Annotated in this window: 18 protein-coding genes; 7 read left to right on the top strand and 11 right to left on the bottom strand. The window is 55.5% G+C overall.

The window, feature by feature from the left end; all coding sequences use genetic code 11:
- Positions 1 to 47 precede the first annotated feature (47 nt).
- The gene (locus tag HYQ67_RS16800; RefSeq protein WP_202305368.1) at positions 48 to 401 is read left to right on the top strand and encodes a DUF4156 domain-containing protein; all 354 of its coding nucleotides are present in this window, start codon (positions 48 to 50) and stop codon (positions 399 to 401) included.
- A gap of 99 nt (positions 402 to 500) precedes the next feature.
- Here the strand turns inward: HYQ67_RS16800 and epmB are convergent, their stop codons facing one another.
- Positions 501 to 1,529, bottom strand: coding sequence for an EF-P beta-lysylation protein EpmB (gene epmB, locus HYQ67_RS16805; protein WP_202305370.1), 1,029 nt, complete (start codon positions 1,527 to 1,529; stop codon positions 501 to 503).
- Positions 1,530 to 1,569: 40 nt separating this feature from the next.
- Here epmB and efp point away from each other — a divergent pair, with 40 nt between their 5' ends.
- The 3 genes from efp (at position 1,570) to ecnB (ending at position 2,580) form a co-directional block, all read left to right on the top strand.
- Entirely contained in the window at positions 1,570 to 2,136 is a 567-nt protein-coding gene (efp, locus tag HYQ67_RS16810) for an elongation factor P (RefSeq protein ID WP_202305372.1), read from the top strand.
- Between the two features lie 62 nt (positions 2,137 to 2,198).
- Entirely contained in the window at positions 2,199 to 2,330 is a 132-nt protein-coding gene (locus tag HYQ67_RS16815) for an entericidin A/B family lipoprotein (RefSeq protein WP_202305373.1), read from the top strand.
- Positions 2,331 to 2,433: 103 nt separating this feature from the next.
- A complete protein-coding gene (gene ecnB / locus HYQ67_RS16820; RefSeq protein ID WP_202305374.1) occupies positions 2,434 to 2,580 on the top strand; it encodes a lipoprotein toxin entericidin B in 147 nt (48 codons plus the stop codon).
- Positions 2,581 to 2,620: 40 nt separating this feature from the next.
- On the opposite strand, the gene HYQ67_RS16825 is transcribed toward ecnB, so the two are convergent.
- The gene (locus HYQ67_RS16825) at positions 2,621 to 3,214 is read right to left on the bottom strand and encodes a response regulator transcription factor (protein ID WP_202305375.1); all 594 of its coding nucleotides are present in this window, start codon (positions 3,212 to 3,214) and stop codon (positions 2,621 to 2,623) included.
- Positions 3,215 to 3,505: 291 nt separating this feature from the next.
- Between HYQ67_RS16825 and sugE the strand changes: the two genes are divergently transcribed.
- Positions 3,506 to 3,823: a quaternary ammonium compound efflux SMR transporter SugE gene (sugE, locus tag HYQ67_RS16830; protein WP_202305376.1), complete on the top strand. Its 318-nt coding sequence runs from the start codon at positions 3,506 to 3,508 to the stop codon at positions 3,821 to 3,823.
- On the opposite strand, the gene HYQ67_RS16835 is transcribed toward sugE, so the two are convergent.
- From HYQ67_RS16835 to frdA, 6 genes are all read right to left on the bottom strand, one after another.
- Positions 3,820 to 4,350 carry a lipocalin family protein gene (locus HYQ67_RS16835; protein WP_202305377.1) on the bottom strand — a complete coding sequence of 177 codons (531 nt, stop codon included), beginning with the start codon at positions 4,348 to 4,350 and terminating at the stop codon, positions 3,820 to 3,822. The genes sugE and HYQ67_RS16835 overlap by 4 nt on opposite strands.
- 125 nt (positions 4,351 to 4,475) lie before the next feature.
- Positions 4,476 to 5,621 carry a CMY2/MIR/ACT/EC family class C beta-lactamase gene (ampC, locus tag HYQ67_RS16840; protein ID WP_202305378.1) on the bottom strand — a complete coding sequence of 382 codons (1,146 nt, stop codon included), beginning with the start codon at positions 5,619 to 5,621 and terminating at the stop codon, positions 4,476 to 4,478.
- Between the two features lie 140 nt (positions 5,622 to 5,761).
- Positions 5,762 to 6,121: a fumarate reductase subunit FrdD gene (gene frdD, locus HYQ67_RS16845; RefSeq protein ID WP_202305379.1), complete on the bottom strand. Its 360-nt coding sequence runs from the start codon at positions 6,119 to 6,121 to the stop codon at positions 5,762 to 5,764.
- Between the two features lie 10 nt (positions 6,122 to 6,131).
- Positions 6,132 to 6,527 carry a fumarate reductase subunit FrdC gene (gene frdC / locus HYQ67_RS16850; protein WP_202305380.1) on the bottom strand — a complete coding sequence of 132 codons (396 nt, stop codon included), beginning with the start codon at positions 6,525 to 6,527 and terminating at the stop codon, positions 6,132 to 6,134.
- 10 nt (positions 6,528 to 6,537) lie between these two features.
- Entirely contained in the window at positions 6,538 to 7,275 is a 738-nt protein-coding gene (locus HYQ67_RS16855) for a succinate dehydrogenase/fumarate reductase iron-sulfur subunit (RefSeq protein ID WP_202305381.1), read from the bottom strand.
- On the bottom strand, positions 7,268 to 9,058 hold the full coding sequence (gene frdA / locus HYQ67_RS16860; protein ID WP_202305382.1) for a fumarate reductase (quinol) flavoprotein subunit: 1,791 nt from the start codon (positions 9,056 to 9,058) through the stop codon (positions 7,268 to 7,270). The genes HYQ67_RS16855 and frdA overlap by 8 nt, the downstream gene beginning before the upstream one ends.
- A gap of 320 nt (positions 9,059 to 9,378) precedes the next feature.
- Between frdA and epmA the strand changes: the two genes are divergently transcribed.
- Positions 9,379 to 10,356 carry an elongation factor P--(R)-beta-lysine ligase gene (epmA, locus tag HYQ67_RS16865; protein WP_202305384.1) on the top strand — a complete coding sequence of 326 codons (978 nt, stop codon included), beginning with the start codon at positions 9,379 to 9,381 and terminating at the stop codon, positions 10,354 to 10,356.
- Between the two features lie 107 nt (positions 10,357 to 10,463).
- On the opposite strand, the gene mscM is transcribed toward epmA, so the two are convergent.
- From mscM to rsgA, 3 genes are all read right to left on the bottom strand, one after another.
- Positions 10,464 to 13,799, bottom strand: a complete 3,336-nt coding sequence (gene mscM / locus HYQ67_RS16870) for a miniconductance mechanosensitive channel MscM (protein WP_202305386.1) — start codon at positions 13,797 to 13,799, stop codon at positions 10,464 to 10,466.
- 59 nt (positions 13,800 to 13,858) lie between these two features.
- On the bottom strand, positions 13,859 to 14,824 hold the full coding sequence (gene asd / locus HYQ67_RS16875; protein WP_202305388.1) for an archaetidylserine decarboxylase: 966 nt from the start codon (positions 14,822 to 14,824) through the stop codon (positions 13,859 to 13,861).
- Positions 14,825 to 14,904: 80 nt separating this feature from the next.
- Positions 14,905 to 15,960: a small ribosomal subunit biogenesis GTPase RsgA gene (gene rsgA / locus HYQ67_RS16880; protein ID WP_202305390.1), complete on the bottom strand. Its 1,056-nt coding sequence runs from the start codon at positions 15,958 to 15,960 to the stop codon at positions 14,905 to 14,907.
- A 113-nt stretch (positions 15,961 to 16,073) separates the two neighbouring features.
- Here rsgA and orn point away from each other — a divergent pair, with 113 nt between their 5' ends.
- Positions 16,074 to 16,619: an oligoribonuclease gene (gene orn / locus HYQ67_RS16885; protein ID WP_202305391.1), complete on the top strand. Its 546-nt coding sequence runs from the start codon at positions 16,074 to 16,076 to the stop codon at positions 16,617 to 16,619.
- Positions 16,620 to 16,756: the final 137 nt, after the last annotated feature.

Raw genomic sequence — 16,756 nt, forward strand, 5'->3', positions numbered from 1 at the left:
GATAGCCCACGACTACATTGAACACAGCATTGATTACGGGGAACAACATGCGCATAAAAGTTTCAGCAGGAATGGCTGTGGCAGCGTTGCTGCTGGCGGGATGCAGTACCAGTAACGAACTGAGTGCCGCGGGCCAGAGCGTTCGCTTTGTGCAGGAAAAACCGGCCAGCAACTGCCAGCTATTGGGCAGCGCGACGGGTGAGCAGAGCAACTGGCTCTCAGGCCAGCAGGGCGATGAAGGGGGTTCCATGCGTGGAGCGGCAAACGCCCTGCGTAATAACGCCGCAGCAATGGGTGGCAACGTGATTTACGGTGTGAGCAGCCCAAGCCAGAATCTGCTGTCGAGCTTTGCGCCGACCGCAAGCGTCATGAACGGCCAGGTTTATAAGTGCCCGAACTGATGTGCTGAGTACTCATAGCAAAGCGTCGGGTAGCGCAGCGCTGCGCCGACCTGCATTTTTGTAGGGTGGATAAGCGAAGCGTCATCCACCGCTTTACTTTCAGCTCTGCCGCAGCTGTAAATCCAGCGGCGTCTTACTCGGTTCACCGCCAATCTCACGAGCAAGTTTCGGCACCATATAGCCCGAAACGAGCGTCAGCAGCTCCCGCATAATCTTTCTTGCCTCATCGTCACTGACCATAAAGTGTGCCGCGCCCTGGACTTTATCCAGCACGTGCAGGTAATAAGGCATCACTCCCGCATCAAACAGCGCATTGCTCAGTTCCGCCAGCGTCACGGCGCTATCGTTTACGCCGCGCAGCAAGACGCTCTGGTTCAGCAGCGTCACGCCAGCCTGACGCAGGCTCACCATCGCGTGACGGAACTCGTCCCCCATCTCTTGCGCATGGTTGATGTGATTCACCAGCAGCACCTGAAGGCGTGAACGGGCAAAACGAGCAGCCAGCGTATCGGTAATACGAGCCGGGATGACTATCGGCAGGCGGCTGTGGATACGCAGGCGCTTAATGTGCGGAATGGCCTCCAGTTCGCCCAGCAGCCAGTCCAGCTCGTGATCTTTGGCCATCAGCGGGTCGCCACCGGAGAAAATAATCTCGTCCAGCTCCGGATGCTCGCTGATGTACGTCAGCGCAGCCTGCCAGTTTCGCTTGTTGCCCTGATTGTCGGCATACGGGAAGTGGCGGCGGAAGCAGTAGCGGCAGTTAACGGCACAGCCACCCTTTACCAGCAGCAAAGCACGGTTGCGATATTTATGCAGCAGACCTGGTACAACGCTGTGTTGCTCTTCCAGCGGATCGGTACTGAAGCCGGGGGCGGCAACAAACTCTTCCTGAGCGGTCAATACCTGGCGCAGCAGCGGATCGTGTGGATTACCTTTTTCCATGCGGGCAACGAAGGCACGCGGGACGCGAAGGGCGAAAAGTCGACGCGCGTCACGCCCAGCCAGCAGATCTTCATCGGCATCTACATTCAAAATGTGCAGCAGTTCATCCGGATTGGTTATAACATCGGCAAGTTGCGTTAACCAATCTTCTCTGCGGGGGGGATTTAGGGTTACAATGTGTGCCATTTTTTGGCTAAGCTACCAATTAACAATTTCAGAGGGCCTTATGGCGACTTATTCTAGCAACGATTTTCGTGCCGGTCTTAAAATCATGTTCGAAGGCGAACCTTACGCTGTCGAATCCAGTGAGTTCGTGAAACCAGGTAAAGGCCAGGCGTTTGCTCGCGTGAAAATGCGCCGTCTGCTGACCGGCACCCGCGTTGAGAAAACCTTCAAATCTACCGACTCCGCCGAAGGCGCAGACGTTATCGATATGAACCTGACTTATCTGTACAACGACGGTGAGTTCTATCACTTCATGAATAACGAAACTTTCGAGCAGCTGGCTGCTGACGAGAAAGCTATCGGTGATAATGCTAAATGGATGCTGGATCAGGCCGAATGTATCGTGACCCTGTGGAACGGCCGTCCAATCGCCGTACAGCCACCAAACTTCGTGGAACTGGAAATCGTTGAAACCGATCCAGGCCTGAAAGGCGACACCGCAGGTACCGGCGGTAAACCAGCTAAGCTGACCACCGGCGCCGTGGTTAAAGTGCCATTGTTCGTACAGATTGGCGAAGTTATCAAAGTTGATACTCGCACTGGCGAATACGTTTCTCGCGTTAAGTAATCCACGCGTGACCGCGGCGTAGCTTATAGGGCTGCGCCGCCGCTAGCTGAGAGGCAGGGAAAATGAATCGTATCAAACTTCTTCTTATACTCGTATTTCTGACGTCATTCCTGAGCGGCTGCAACGCCACGCGCGGCTTCGGCGAAGATCTGCAGCATCTGGGTGGTTCAATTGAGCGTGCGGCCAATAAATAACTTCCATCACTCCTAAAAAATCCTGGATCGCCGTCAGTTTTCTTTTTTTTGGCTATGCTTAAGTGGCTATACACAAACACATGGGCAAAAAAGGAAAAATGTCATGCTTAAGAAAACTATTGCAGCGTTCTTTTCACTCGTGGTGCTGTCGTCATTACTGACTGCTTGTAATACCACGCGCGGCGTTGGTGAAGATATTCAAGATGGTGGTAACGCGATTTCTGGCGCAGCAACGAAAGCGCAGGACTAACGTATGTCGTTACGGTACGGTAATCGTTGCCGTACCGTTATTATATAGCTGTCATTGAGGGTGTCAGGAATAAAGAAAATCGATTGTCTGCCCCTAGCTTCATACGAATATTCCGCTTGTAGGTATAAACCGTCTTTGTGCTGATCCCCATTGTTCTGGCTATCATCTCGTTGCTGGTCGCATCCGTCCATAATGTCAAAACTCGCTCTTCGCGCAATGTCAGTAACGGCGTAATTGCCTGCTGGCGAAATCTGCAAGGAGGACGCGAAGCAATAATATATTCCGTTAACTCTCGTAATTCTTTCAGAGGCATCGCTTTACTGACGCTTTCTGCTGTTTCCCATTTGCGGCAGTACTGCTCTATCAGCGGATGCTTTCCGTTTTGCATAACCATCAGGCGCGTTGACTTCTCACAGGCTGAATAGATAGCTGAAAGTTGGCTAATACTGTGTAGGGTGTCGGAAAAGCCCGAAAAATCCGCAATCACCATATCGGGCTGCCACTGAATTATTTTTTCACGGGCTACCAGCAAATTATCGGTTTCGGAAATTGAGAATTGATTATCTTTGCTTATTAATTCTTTCATCCCTTTACGGCTATAAATACATCGATCAATAAGTAATATTTTAACCATTTTTAATGTTCACGATATTCATTATTGTTGCCTTTGCAGGATGAGACGGTACGTTATAATGATATAAGCAATGTCCGTCATTTGAATTGTTGAACTGCGTCACGATCGTGAGCCATTTCCAGGCTTAGTAAACGGCAATAAACTGATGTAACGCAAGGAATGAGAATAGAAGCCGGAGGGGCTTTTATTGTTCGGACTGAATGCTAAACTATCTCTTTCATCTCAGCCTTGCGGGACGACCCGCCTGCGCTTCTTATCTTTCCGGGGACGACCCCTTCACGAGGAGCGGTTATGTCCTGGTTTGTTCTTTTCATTGCTGGTTTGCTGGAAGTCGTCTGGGCGGTAGGGCTGAAATACACCCACGGATTTAGCCGTTTGTGGCCAAGCGTGGTGACGATTGTGGCGATGGTGCTGAGCATGGCGTTGCTGTCATGGGCGATGAAAACGCTGCCGACGGGTACGGCCTACGCGGTCTGGACCGGTATCGGTGCCGTAGGGGCTGCCACCACGGGGATTCTACTGTTAGGGGAATCTGCCAGCCCGGCCCGCATTGCGAGCCTGGCGATGATCGTCATTGGTATCATTGGTCTGAAACTCAGCACCCACTAACCTTTCTGCTGTATCCACAGGAGCTTCTCAACCGGGAAGCCCTGGCGGGTTGCGGTCTCCAGCATCTGCTGTTTGACCTCCGGGCTGATAGTTGGCGTGCGGGAGAGTATCCACAAATAGTCGCGATTCGGCCCGCAGACCAGCGCATGGCGATAATCTTTATCCAGCGCGATGATGTTGTAGCCACCGTAGAACGGCCCAAAGAACGAGACCTTCAGGGCCGCCCGGTCGGGGCTGCCGGTGAAGTAAGCTTTACCGATACTTTGCTGCCATTTCTGCCGATCGGGGTTAAAGCCCCGGTTCACCACGCGTATCCCACCATCGTCCATCAGACTGTAAGTCGCGGTCACCTGCTGCAGGCCTCGTTCGAAGCGGTGGTCGAAGCGGGCAATTTCATACCATTGTCCAAGGTAGCGCTTAGCATCGAAATTATTCACCACCGTGACGTTGGGCGGCGGCGTGGGGGTACTACAGGCAACTACCAGAAATGCCACAGAGACAGCAGAAACAATCGGCCAGATGCGCATTGCAATTTCCTTGTCAGCTTTTTTGCTAAGTGTAGATGGCGGTTACTCAAACCGTATGCGGTGGAAAAAATAAAACGATTTTGTAAGGTGGATAAGTGGTTACCTCATCCACCCTGCAAGGGTCTTTATTGTAGCGCCTGCAAAATACTGTACGCCGCCTTTACACGCTCGGTGTTCGGGTAGTTTTTATTAGCCAGCATCACGATAGCGAGCTGTTTTTCAGGAATGAAGGCGGCGTAAGCACCAAAACCGTTGGTCGAGCCAGTTTTGTGTACCCAGGATGCCGGATTTGCGGGGGCTGGAGGGGTCATCGCCACAACTGGGGTGGCGGCTAAGGCGACTTTATTATCGCTGCCTTTGATGACCGTGCTGGCATCTACCGGCCAGTTCAGCATTTCCCAGCCCAGCCCCTGATACATGTTTCCTGCACGCCAGTAGCGTGACTGGGCAAGCTCAATCCCCTGCTGCAACGTCGGTGTTTTTACACTCTGAGGCTGCATATTTGCCTGAACCCAGCTCGCCATATCTTCAATATTGGTTTTTACCCCATAGGCTTCTGCATCCAGCATACCGGGAGAGACGCGCACAGGTTTGCCGTCGCGGTAACCCCAGGCATAGTGGTTTTCTTGCGCAGCGGGAACTTTCAACCAGGTTTGCGTGAGGTTCAGCGGCTGGAATACCCGCTTCGCCATCGCCTCGTCAAAGCTCATCTCCGAAGGTTTCACCGCCAGCGCGCCGAATAGCCCGATGCTGGCGTTGGCATACAGGCGTTTGGTACCGGGTGCCCAGTCAGGCTGCCAGCTTTGATAGTATTTCAGCAATGATGCCTGGTCGTTAACCGCATCCGGTACCTGAAGCGGCAGGCCGCCTGCCGTGTAGGTAGCAAGGTGCAGCATGCTGATGTCTTTCCACTGGCTACCCGTTAACGCCGGCCAGTATTTTGTTGCCGGGTCGCTCAGTTTGATTTCACCACGCGCCACGGCATCGCCCCCCAGGACGCCGGTAAACGTCTTGCTGAGTGAACCCAGCTCAAAAAGCGTTTTGCTGGTAACAGCCTGGCTACGCGCAATATCAGCTTCACCGTAGGTGAAATAGTGTGGTTTTCCCTGGTAAATTACAGCGACCGCCATCCCGGGAATATTTTGCTCTTTAAGCAGCGGAGTGATGGTGTGATTCACGATATCGGTGAGTTGTTCAGTCGATTCAGGTGCGGCAAGCGCAGCGCTTGAGGCAACGAGCAGGAGCGCGCAGCAAAGTGGAGCCTTCTTCATGAGCAATATTCCCTGTAGAGATAGACGAGGGCTAATCATACGCATTGCTTCTGACAAAATAAAAAGGCCTGCGTGGGGGCAGGCCAGATAAGAGGGATGTTAGTCCGTCGGATAAGCGGTAACGCTACCCGACCACGCAATCAGATAGTCACCACGCCAATCAGCGTGACGACCGTCAGGATCGCTGCCAGCCCGTAAAATACCCATTTACCGGACGGCACATGGATTTTCAGGTCGTGCATCGCATGGTGGATACGGTGCAGCCCGCACCACAGCGGCAGCACGATCATCAGGAAGATGAACAGGCGGCCGATGATGCTCTGGGAGAACGCCAGCACGCGCTCAAAGCCCAGCGCATCGCCGGGGAACAGGCCCAGCGGCAGCATAATACCTACCAGCAGCACGATGACGGGCGCGATTATTGCTCCCCACATGCCGCCTGCGCCAAACAGCCCCCAGAATACCGGCTCGTCGGAGCGTTTCGGATTGGGATTGATCATAACGTCCTCCTTACCAGAACAGGGCAACAAAAAGAATGACGACCGTGGCGACCGTAGTCACCGCCCACAGCCCTTTAATCACCGGCTCCGGCCCCATTTTTTCATCTTTAACGATGATGTTGGCGGCCTTCGGCGCCAGCTCAAACCAGGTTTTGGTGTGCAGCAGCGCCGCCGCCAGGGTGATAATGTTGAGGATCACGACGATGGGGTTTTGCAGGAAGCTGACAAATCCCATCCAGCTGTCCGGCCCGCCCTTCAGGGCAAACAGGCCGTAAATCAGCACGAGGCTGAACCAGACCGTCGGCACCGCCGTGCCTTCACGCAGCATGTAAAAACGGTAGAAGCCCAGTTTTTGCCACCACGTTGGTGTCATGGGGCGGACATACGGCTTACGTTTGGTGGTCATTGTGCACTCCTTAGCGTGGTTTCAGGGTGGCAATCAAAAAGTCTTTCGAACTTTCGACTTTGCCCTGCTGGATGGCGGCTGCCGGATCGACGTGTTTCGGACAGACTTCCGAACAGAAGCCCACAAACGTGCAGCTCCAGACGCCGTTCTGGCCGTTTAACTGCGCCATACGCTCTTTCTTGCCGTGGTCGCGGTTGTCCAGGTTGTAGCGGTGGGCGAGGGTGATCGCCGCCGGGCCGATGAACTCTGGATTCAGGCCAAACTGCGGGCAGGCGGCATAGCACAGGCCGCAGTTGATACAGCCGGAGAACTGGTGGTACTTCGCCATCTGCGCCGGAGTCTGGACGTTTGGCCCCTGATCCGGCGTGCGCGGATTGCCAATGATGTACGGTTTAATGGCTTCCAGGCTTTCGATAAAGTGGGTCATGTCGACCACCAGATCGCGCTCGATTGGGAAGTTCGCCAGCGCTTCGACTTTCATGCCCCCGGTGTATTCGCGCAGGAAGGTCTTACAGGCCAGCTTCGGCACGCGGTTGACCATCATGCCGCAGGAGCCGCAGATCGCCATACGGCAGGACCAGCGGTAGCTAAGGTCCGCCGCCAGGTTGTCTTTGATGTAGCCCAGCGCATCCAGCAGCGAGGTTTGCTCATCGTAAGGCACTTCATAGAATTCGCTGTGCGGCTCGCCGTCCGTTTCCGGGTTGTAGCGTACAATCTCAATCTTCAGGGACTTCATCACTTCAGCCATTCGTCGCCTCCTTCTTGTCGGCTGCTTCTGCTTCCGCACCGTAGACGCGTTTTGCCGGTGGCAGGGTGGTGATTTTCACGTCGCTGTAATCCAGACGCGTGGTGCCGTCCGCATCGCGGAAGGCGAGGGTATGCTTCAGGAAGTTGACGTCGTCACGTTCGGTGCAGCCTTCGTCCAGACGCTGGTGCGCCCCGCGGGACTCTTTACGGGCCATCGCCGAGTGCGCCATACATTCCGCGACGTTCAGACCGTGGCCCAGCTCGATGGTGTAGAGCAGATCGGTATTAAACACGCTGGAGCTGTCGGTGATGCGCACGCGGCTGAAGCGCTCCTGGAGTTCCGCCAGCTTGTCGATAGTTTTTTGCATCAGCTCCGGCGTGCGGTAGATACCGCAGCCTTCTTCCATCGACAGGCCCATCTCGTCGCGGATCTTCGACCAGTTTTCGCTGCCTTCCTGGTTCACCAGCTTTTTCAGACGACTTTCAACGTCGGCTGCTTGTGCGCTAAGCGCCGCATCGTTAGCTTGTTGTGCTTCGCTTGCTCGTTGCATGGCCTGTTCACCAGCCATGCGGCCAAAGACGACCAGTTCGGCAAGGGAGTTGGAACCTAAGCGGTTTGCGCCGTGCAGGCCTACGGATGAGCACTCGCCCACCGCGAACAGCCCTTTGATGCGGGTTTCGCATTTGGTGTCGGTTTCGATACCGCCCATGGTGTAATGCGCGGTTGGGCGCACTGGAATCGGCTCTTTCACCGGGTCTACGCCAACATAGGCTTTCGCCAGCTCGCAGATAAACGGCAGGCGCTCGAGAAGCTTTTTCTCGCCCAGATGACGCAGGTCGAGATAAACCACATCGCCACGCGGCGTAGGAACGGTGCGGCCAGCGCGCCATTCGTGCCAGAAGGCCTGGGAGACTTTGTCGCGCGGGCCCAGCTCCATGTATTTGTTCTTCGGCTCGCCGAGCGGGGTTTCTGGCCCCATGCCATAATCCTGCAAATAGCGGTAGCCGTCTTTGTTAACCAGGATGCCGCCTTCACCGCGGCAGCCTTCCGTCATCAGGATGCCGGAACCCGGCAGGCCGGTCGGGTGGTACTGAACGAATTCCATATCGCGAAGCGGTACGCCGTGGCTCAGCGCCATGCCCATACCGTCGCCGGTGACGATACCGCCGTTGGTGTTATAGCGATAAACGCGGCCCGCGCCGCCCGTTGCCATCACCACGGCGTTGGCACGGATTTGCACCAGCGAGCCTTCCATCATATTCATCGCGACCAGGCCACGAGCCTGGCCGTCATCCACCAGAATATCGAGGACGAAGTGCTCGTCGAAGCGCTGAATCTGCGGGAACTGTAAGGAGGTCTGGAACAGGGTGTGCAGCATGTGGAAGCCGGTTTTATCCGCGGCAAACCAGGTGCGCTCAATTTTCATGCCGCCAAAACGACGCACGTTCACCGACCCATCCGGCCGACGGCTCCACGGGCAGCCCCACTGTTCAAGCTGGGTCATCTCCGTCGGGCAGTGGTGTACGAAGTAATCCACGACGTCCTGCTCGCACAGCCAGTCGCCGCCCGCCACGGTGTCGTGGAAATGGTACTCGAAGCTGTCGTGATCCTGCGCGACGGCGGCGGAGCCCCCTTCTGCGGCCACGGTATGGCTACGCATCGGATAGACTTTGGAAATCAGAGCGATTTTAGCCTGTGGATTGGCCTGAGCTGCGGCAATGGCCGCTCGTAATCCCGCTCCGCCAGCGCCAATAATAGCGAGATCGGCTTGAAAGGTTTGCACGACATTCCTCCAGATTTTAGTTATTTCGCAATGCTAATTCACCAAAGGTAGACCACCGAAACGGTAGGGGCTATTGCGAAAGGGTGATTCCCTGCTCCTTTGTAGGTAGGGAATTATAGCCGGAGGGATTTTAAGGAAATTTGACGAGTTCGATTTTTTTGCCGTTCTGTGCGGTAATTTATTACCAGGAGTAATGAGTTACGTCACGGAATTATGACTATTTATAAGTATGGCAACCCGTTTATCCACCGGCCAACATTTGTCTCCTTTCCGGGATGCGGGTAGACTTCCTCGCCTTGTTTGACTTCGGAGACTTAACCATGAGCGAAACGGCCACCTGGCAGCCGAGCGCGTCCATCCCCAACCTGTTGAAACGCGCTGCTATTATGGCGGAAGTTCGGCGTTTCTTTGCCGACCGCGGCGTACTGGAGGTGGAAACACCCTGCATGAGTCAGGCAACGGTCACCGATATTCACCTGGTGCCGTTCGAAACCCGTTTTGTTGGTCCCGGCCACTCTCAGGGGATGAACCTCTACCTGATGACCAGCCCGGAATACCACATGAAGCGTCTGCTGGCGGCGGGCATTGGTCCTGTGTTCCAGCTGTGCCGCAGTTTCCGTAACGAAGAGATGGGTCGCCACCATAATCCAGAGTTCACCATGCTGGAGTGGTATCGCCCGCATTACGATATGTACCGCCTGATGAACGAGGTGGACGACCTGCTCCAGCAGGTTCTGGAATGCGAGGCTGCGGAGTCTCTTTCCTATCAGCAGGCTTTCCAGCGCCACCTGGAAATCGACCCGTTGTCTGCGGACAAAACAGCCCTGCGTGAAGCGGCGGCGAAGCTGGATTTGAGCAATGTTGCGGATACGGAAGAAGACCGCGATACCCTGTTGCAGCTGCTGTTCACCATGGGTGTTGAACCCCATATAGGTAAAGACAAGCCGACGTTTATCTATCATTTCCCGGCAAGCCAGGCTTCTCTTGCGCTGATCAGCACCGAAGATCATCGCGTGGCGGAACGCTTCGAGGTCTATTTCAAAGGTATTGAACTGGCGAATGGTTTCCACGAGCTGACCGATGCGCGCGAGCAGCAGCAGCGTTTTGAGCAGGATAACCGCAAGCGTGCCGCACGCGGTCTGCCGCAGCAGCCGATTGACGTGAATTTACTGGCTGCGCTGGAGGCCGGGCTACCGGATTGCTCCGGCGTCGCGCTGGGTGTGGATCGCCTGATAATGCTGGCGCTGGGCGCTGAGAGCCTGGCGGACGTGCTGGCCTTCCCGGTAGATCGCGCCTAAAAGGCAACGTCCGCGTCGTAGGCCGGAAAAGCGAAGCGTCATCCGGCAAATACCGGTGGATGACGCTGCCGCTTATCCCCCCTACAAAACCCGTCTCCCCCTGACCTTTACAAACTCCCCGCCGTTCTGCCGCCTTTGCCCGCTGAATTTATCGTCCTGGTTTTTGCGCTGCCCATGTTCTCCAGACGCATCTGGAACGGTGGGAACGGCAGGTCGATATCGTGCTCGCGGAAGCCCTGCAGAATCAGCTGGTGGATCTCATGACGCAGCGGCATACGGTGTCCCATCTCGGCGGCGTAAATGCGCAGCTCGAACATTTGCAGGCCAGCCTGTAAATCCACCAGGAAGGCTTCTGGCGGTGGGTTATCAATCACCAGTGAGCAGCACTCAGCCGCTCTCAGTAAAATATTCGTCACCTCTTCACTGTCCGCGTCCGCTGGTGCAGGTACGGTCAGTACCACACGCGTGACGGAGTCTGACAGCGACCAGTTGATAAACTGCTCGGTGATAAACGCCTTGTTCGGCACTATGATCTCTTTGCGATCCCAGTCGCTGATCGTGGTCGCTCGGGTATTGATCCTGGTGATGCTGCCCGTTAGATCGCGGATCGTCACCGTGTCGCCGATACGGATCGGCTTCTCGAACAGAATGATCAGGCCCGAGATAAAGTTGGCGAAAATCTCCTGTAAGCCAAAACCAAGGCCGACACCGAGGGCGGCAACCAGCCATTGCAGCTTCGACCACTCAATACCAATCATCGAGAAGCCGACCAGACCACCGACCAGCAGCAGCAGGTATTTGGTCACCGTTGTAATGGCGTAACCCGTACCCGGCGTTAAATCCAGGTGCTGCAATATCGCCAGCTCCAGCAGGGCAGGGAGATTACGCACCAGTTGCATAGTGATAATAATCACCAGAATGGCGATCAATACCGAGCCGAGGGTGATCGGTTCAATGCTTTCAACACCCTGCACCGTCGAGGTAGCGTCCCACAGCGTGATGTTCTCAAGGAAACCGAACGCAGAGTGGATCTCTGACCACAGTACGATGACGGACAGCAGGGCGATCAGCATCAGGATCGAGCGGACCAGACGCAGAGACTGGGCGCTGATGGTGTCGAGATCGATTTCCGCCTCTTCGAAAATTTCCGCGGAGCCTTCAATACTGTGGCTGTGGGCCGCTTCTTCTTCACCACGCGCACGATGCGCCAGCCTTTCTGCACGACGATGTTTGGCACGGTCAAAGGCCAGTCGACGACGCTGGATGAGCATCCATCGGCGGATAACATGGTAAATCACCAGCAGCAGGAACCAGATGGCGACGGAAGTCTCAAGACGTGCCAGCAGGGCCTGGGCGGTTGCCAGATATCCCACGGCAGCCGCCAGAAGGGCTGACAGCGGTGCGCACAGCAGCAGGTTCCAGAGCATCTTGTTCACGACGTTGTCGCTGTTGCCTTGCTTGTCGACATAGAGCGGGAGGTCGGCTCGTTTCAGGCTGAGCGTCACCAGCGCCAGTGCTCCGCAAATCAACATAAAGCACAGGCGGCCCAGCGATGCCGAGAACTCCCGATCGTTGAGGTTATCGAACATGATAAGCGCCATGATCAGCGGCACAATCAGCCCGATGCTCATGATGTAGTAACGCATGGCCCGGGCGACACGCTCACGTGGCCAGCTGAAGTGAACGACGAACAGACCTGTTGGCCGGGCAAAGGTGGCGCAAATCATTACCGCCCATAGCAAAGGCACGGTTGCGGTGACGCCATCGCCGACGGCGACGGCAATAGGATAGGGCCACGCCTCCTGTAGACCATAGCCAAGCGTGGCCCACAGCACCGGGAGCGGGGAAGCCACCAGAATCGACCAGAACAGCGTCCGTAGCGTCAGCATGAAGTGGTCCTGGGTCACCTTACCCACTTTGGCGCTGGAACGCTCCAGGAAGGCTGTGAAGTGCCTTCTGGAGCTGATGCTGAAGCCAACGAGGATCAGCGCGGCAAACAGCGGCAGCAGCGTTGTTTTGCTGGTTAACATCATGATGCTGGCGCTGCCGAGCTGGCTGACGGTATCCATGGAGATAAGCCGCCGCAGATCCTGGACAATTTCCACAGGCCAGGTGAAACCGATAGCGCTGACGTCTGAAGTCCAGAACAGATAGCGGTGGGTGGCTTCATTAACTTCTTTTAACGCATCTTCAAGCTGGCTGTTGGCGACCTTAAGTTTGGTCAGTTCAAGGATGAGCGTATCCCCGCCCTGTAACAACGAATTGAGGAGTTCGCGCTGGGTACGGAGCTGCGCTTCGAGAATGCTGTTTTGCTCTGCGGTCAGGTCTTTTCCGTCCGCCTGACGAGTCTGGCGCAGCTGTTGCTGCTTGTTAAGCAAGTCTTCGTAGTGCAGGCGCTGGACGCGGATCTGGCCCAGCTCGGTATCGAGCTGCTGTGGCTTAGGCATTTCCGGCAGGCGAGAAACCTGCGCGCGCAGCGTTTCCCCCAGCACGTTCGACATGCCAAGCCATTGAGACTGTTCACGAAGGGTATTCAATGCCTGACGCACCTGTAGCGTCTGGCTGCTGGCCTGACGCTGCTGGGAGGCGACCAGATCCATGCGCTGAGCTTGTTGATTCAGCGCCTGAGAGAGTTCACGGTTACTTTTGAACTGCGTGACGATAACCGGCGGCAGGTCAGCGCTGTTTTCAGCCAGCAGTTCGGTACTTTCCAGCGCACGCTCTGCTTCCCTCTGGCGCTGGCTGTTGAGCTGATTTCGCAGGCCCTGGAGATAAGCGTCTAACTGCGCGCTCTGCTTCTGCGCCAGCTCGGCTCGCTGACGGGCCAGCTCCTGGCGATTGCTGGCAGAGAGCTGTGCCAGCTCCAGCTCATCGACCAGCGCTTTCAGTCGCGCGGATTCAGCCTGTAAAGAGAGGTGCTGAGCCTGTATCAGAGGTGTACCAGAGGTCGCCTGGCTACCCACCCGGCGTTCAATTTCATTCAGCTGGCGGCGCGCGTCGGTTTGCTGTTGGGGAAGCTGAGACAGGGAGTCGGCAATTTCTCGGGTGCGCTCCTGTTCCTGCTGTGCCAGGCGGCTTTTATCCAGCAGCTGGCTGCTGACCTGGAGGATCTCCTGGTTCAGCGCATCGGTGGTCATCCCTTCCGGTATTTTTTGTGGTTCGTCGCGCAGATTGGTGAGCTGTAGCCTCAGGGTCTGCGACAGTTTGGGGAAGTTATCGATGACTTTCTGGTACTGATCCGCGCGTTCTAACGACGCTTTCCGTTCGTCGAGCGCATTGAGCGCAGCCGTAAGCGCTTCCACGATTTCTGCCTGGTTGGGCTGATCTTTCGCGGCTTTGGCTTGCTCCAGTTCCTGTGAGAGTTGTTTGGCATCGGGGAGCGTTGCGGCAACCGCACCCAGGCTGAGGCACCAGGCCATCAGGAAAGTGATTATCAGGCGCACGGCAGTCCCTTTAGGTGAACCCGCCCAGGCAGTGATGTACCAGGGCGGGGTAGAGCAGGTTAACTTTCGGGTTTGTTTTCCACCAGCGGGCTGGCTTCCAGCTCAGCGTCAACTTCCGTCTGCGGAAGTTCACTGACCGGGACTTCCGGCTCAACAACTGCTTCTGTAGAAACGGCCAGCGGCTCGCCAATTTTGGTTACCGACAGGCTTGAAAGCTGTTCTGCCAGATTGACCTTACCCGGTGCGAACAGGTTGATAACGGTGGAGCCGAGCTTGAAGCGGCCCATTTCCTGACCTTTCAGTAGCGCAATTGCACCTTCGCTTTCACCGGCAGGCCACGTCCAGCGCTTAATGACGCCTTCACGCGGTGGAGTAATGGTGCCAGCCCAGACTGTTTCGATGCTGCCGACGATGGTGGCGCCCACCAGAATTTGTGCCATTGGGCCAAACTCGGTATCGAACAGGCAGATAACACGTTCGTTACGCGCAAACAGATTGGGTACGTTTCGCGCGGTCAGGTGGTTTACGGAGAACAGGTCACCCGGCACATAAATCATTTCGCGCAGGATACCGTTACACGGCATGTGTACGCGGTGGTAGTCGCGTGGAGACAGGTAGGTCGTGGCGAAGCTGCCGTTACGGAACAGATCGGCCATCTGGTAGTTGCCTGCCAGCAGCGCTTCAAGGCTGTAGTTGTGGCCCTTCGCCTGCAAAATTTTGTCTTCTTCGATGCGGCCAAGCTGGCTGATGACACCGTCGGCCGGCATCACCAGAATGTTAGGGTCAGTGTTGACCGGACGCACGTCGTCACGCAGCGGACGCACGAAGAAATCGTTGAAGCTGCGGTAGCTTGCTGTGTCCGGCTTCTGCGCCTCTTTCATGTCGACCTTGTAATATTTCACAAACAGGTCGATGACCAGCTTAGTCAGCCAGCCAGCACGTTTACTTGCGCCCCAGCCCGCGAGGCGGGTCAGCCAGAGTTTCGGCAGAATGTATTGCAGCGAAAGTTTAATGTTGTCTAACAAGATAGCCTCCTGGCTAAGCACCCGGTATAGCGGGATCAAACAGAAAAAGGGGGCGATTCTAACGGCGCCCAGCTTAATTGTCAGTTATCGATATCGGAAAAGTTTTTACGCGTTTTTACCTGCGCCATACTTTCCAGAATGCGATGGTAACTTTCAAAGCGTATTTCAGCGATTTCGCCGCGTTCAACTGCTTCGCGCAGCGCACAGCCAGGGTCGTTATCGTGGCGGCAATCGCGATATTTGCAATGGCCTAAGTAGTCATGGAATTCGACAAATCCCTGGGTGATTTGTTCCGGCTCTAAGTGCCACAGACCGAATTCACGCACCCCTGGGGAGTCGATAACTTCGCCGCCGCCCGGGAAGTGATAAAGGCGAGAGGCTGTGGTGGTGTGCTGGCCCAGACCTGAGTTATCGGAAACATTGTTCACCAGAATTTGTTGGTCTTTGAAACCAAGCAGATTGTTAAGCAGGCTCGATTTGCCCACGCCGGACTGGCCTGCAAAAATACTGATGCGCCCGACTAACGCCTCTTCCAGCTCTTTTAATCCTTCGGCTTTGTGGCTTGAAACCATCAGAACGCGATAGCCAATATGGCGATAAATATCCATCTGCTCGTTCACAAACGCCAGGCCCGCCTCGTCCAGCAGGTCAGTTTTGTTGAGTACCAGCAGCGGTTCAACGTCGAGCGTTTCGCAAGCCACCAGATAACGGTCAATAATGTTTAAAGACAGCTCCGGCAGGATGGCAGAAACGATAATGATTTGGTCGATGTTAGCGGCAATCGGCTTCACGCCGTCGTAAAAGTCCGGGCGGGTCAGAACCGATGTACGCTCATGAACCGCATCGACGATGCCCTTAATCGTGACGCCTGCGGCGGCTTCTTTCGCCGGGCGCCAGACGACGCGATCGCCGGTGACCAGCGAACGAATGGTGCGACGAATGTTGCAGCGGTGGACTTCACCTTCCGGCGATTCGACATCCGCGTGCTGGCCGAAACGGCTGATCACCCGGCCATCGCGGGGTTCGCCAAACTGAGAGTCGTCGGGATCGGCTTTCTCCACAGTCTGTTTAAGCCGACGCTGGTGGTTTGCTTTTACCCGGCGCTGCTGTCCTTTGGAGAGTTTATTTTTGCTCAATCGTTCTGGCTCCTGGTCGCCCCTGAGGGGCAAAACCTCTATGATACACACTATTTTATACGAATTAACCCACCGTCATGGCTGGGTAACGAGCGAGAAGGGTGGAAAATAGCATGAGTGGAAACGAAAACAATCTGATTTGGATTGATTTAGAAATGACCGGTCTGGATCCAGAGCGGGATCGCATAATTGAAATTGCCACCCTGGTGACCGACGCCAATCTGAACATTCTTGCCGAAGGGCCAACCATTGCTGTGCATCAATCAGACGAACAGCTTGCGCTGATGGATGACTGGAACGTGCGTACGCACACTGGCAGCGGTCTGGTTGAGCGCGTTAAAGCCAGCACCCAGGACGATCGCGCGGCGGAGCTGGCGACTATCGAATTTTTAAAGCAGTGGGTTCCGCAGGGCGCCTCGCCAATCTGCGGTAACAGCATCGGCCAGGATCGCCGCTTCCTGTTTAAATACATGCCGGAGCTGGAAGCTTACTTCCATTACCGCTACCTGGATGTCAGCACCCTCAAGGAGCTGGCGCGCCGCTGGAAACCTGAGATCCTTGCTAACTTCAAAAAGCAGGGTACTCACCAGGCGATGGACGATATCCGCGAGTCGGTGGCGGAACTTGCTTTTTATCGTGAGAATTTCATTAAGCTGTAATCTGCGGCTTACGTCTGCGTAGCTACCGTCTTGAACGTCAAGCGGTAGCTGCATAATTTTCATCCCATGGCAGGCGTGTTTTAAGCACCCCGAAGCACATGTGCACCAGCTTGCGCATTACTGCACCCAGCGCCGCC

The sequence above is a fragment of the Dryocola clanedunensis subsp. sulfonylureivorans genome (assembly GCF_016756775.1).
GTDB classification, from domain to species: Bacteria; Pseudomonadota; Gammaproteobacteria; order Enterobacterales; family Enterobacteriaceae; genus Dryocola; species Dryocola clanedunensis.

Bases quoted from the DNA above. Each gene is read 5' to 3' on its own strand.
- ampC (WP_202305378.1), bottom strand. From the start codon at position 5,621: ATGAAGAAGGCTCCACTTTGCTGCGCGCTCCTGCTCGTTGCCTCAAGC.
- sugE (WP_202305376.1), top strand. From the start codon at position 3,506: ATGTCCTGGTTTGTTCTTTTCATTGCTGGTTTGCTGGAAGTCGTCTGG.
- ecnB (WP_202305374.1), top strand. From the start codon at position 2,434: ATGCTTAAGAAAACTATTGCAGCGTTCTTTTCACTCGTGGTGCTGTCG.
- frdD (WP_202305379.1), bottom strand. From the start codon at position 6,121: ATGATCAATCCCAATCCGAAACGCTCCGACGAGCCGGTATTCTGGGGG.
- epmB (WP_202305370.1), bottom strand. From the start codon at position 1,529: ATGGCACACATTGTAACCCTAAATCCCCCCCGCAGAGAAGATTGGTTA.
- HYQ67_RS16855 (WP_202305381.1), bottom strand. From the start codon at position 7,275: ATGGCTGAAGTGATGAAGTCCCTGAAGATTGAGATTGTACGCTACAAC.
- HYQ67_RS16815 (WP_202305373.1), top strand. From the start codon at position 2,199: ATGAATCGTATCAAACTTCTTCTTATACTCGTATTTCTGACGTCATTC.
- epmA (WP_202305384.1), top strand. From the start codon at position 9,379: ATGAGCGAAACGGCCACCTGGCAGCCGAGCGCGTCCATCCCCAACCTG.
- HYQ67_RS16835 (WP_202305377.1), bottom strand. From the start codon at position 4,350: ATGCGCATCTGGCCGATTGTTTCTGCTGTCTCTGTGGCATTTCTGGTA.
- frdC (WP_202305380.1), bottom strand. From the start codon at position 6,527: ATGACCACCAAACGTAAGCCGTATGTCCGCCCCATGACACCAACGTGG.
- HYQ67_RS16825 (WP_202305375.1), bottom strand. From the start codon at position 3,214: ATGGTTAAAATATTACTTATTGATCGATGTATTTATAGCCGTAAAGGG.
- HYQ67_RS16800 (WP_202305368.1), top strand. From the start codon at position 48: ATGCGCATAAAAGTTTCAGCAGGAATGGCTGTGGCAGCGTTGCTGCTG.
- efp (WP_202305372.1), top strand. From the start codon at position 1,570: ATGGCGACTTATTCTAGCAACGATTTTCGTGCCGGTCTTAAAATCATG.
- orn (WP_202305391.1), top strand. From the start codon at position 16,074: ATGAGTGGAAACGAAAACAATCTGATTTGGATTGATTTAGAAATGACC.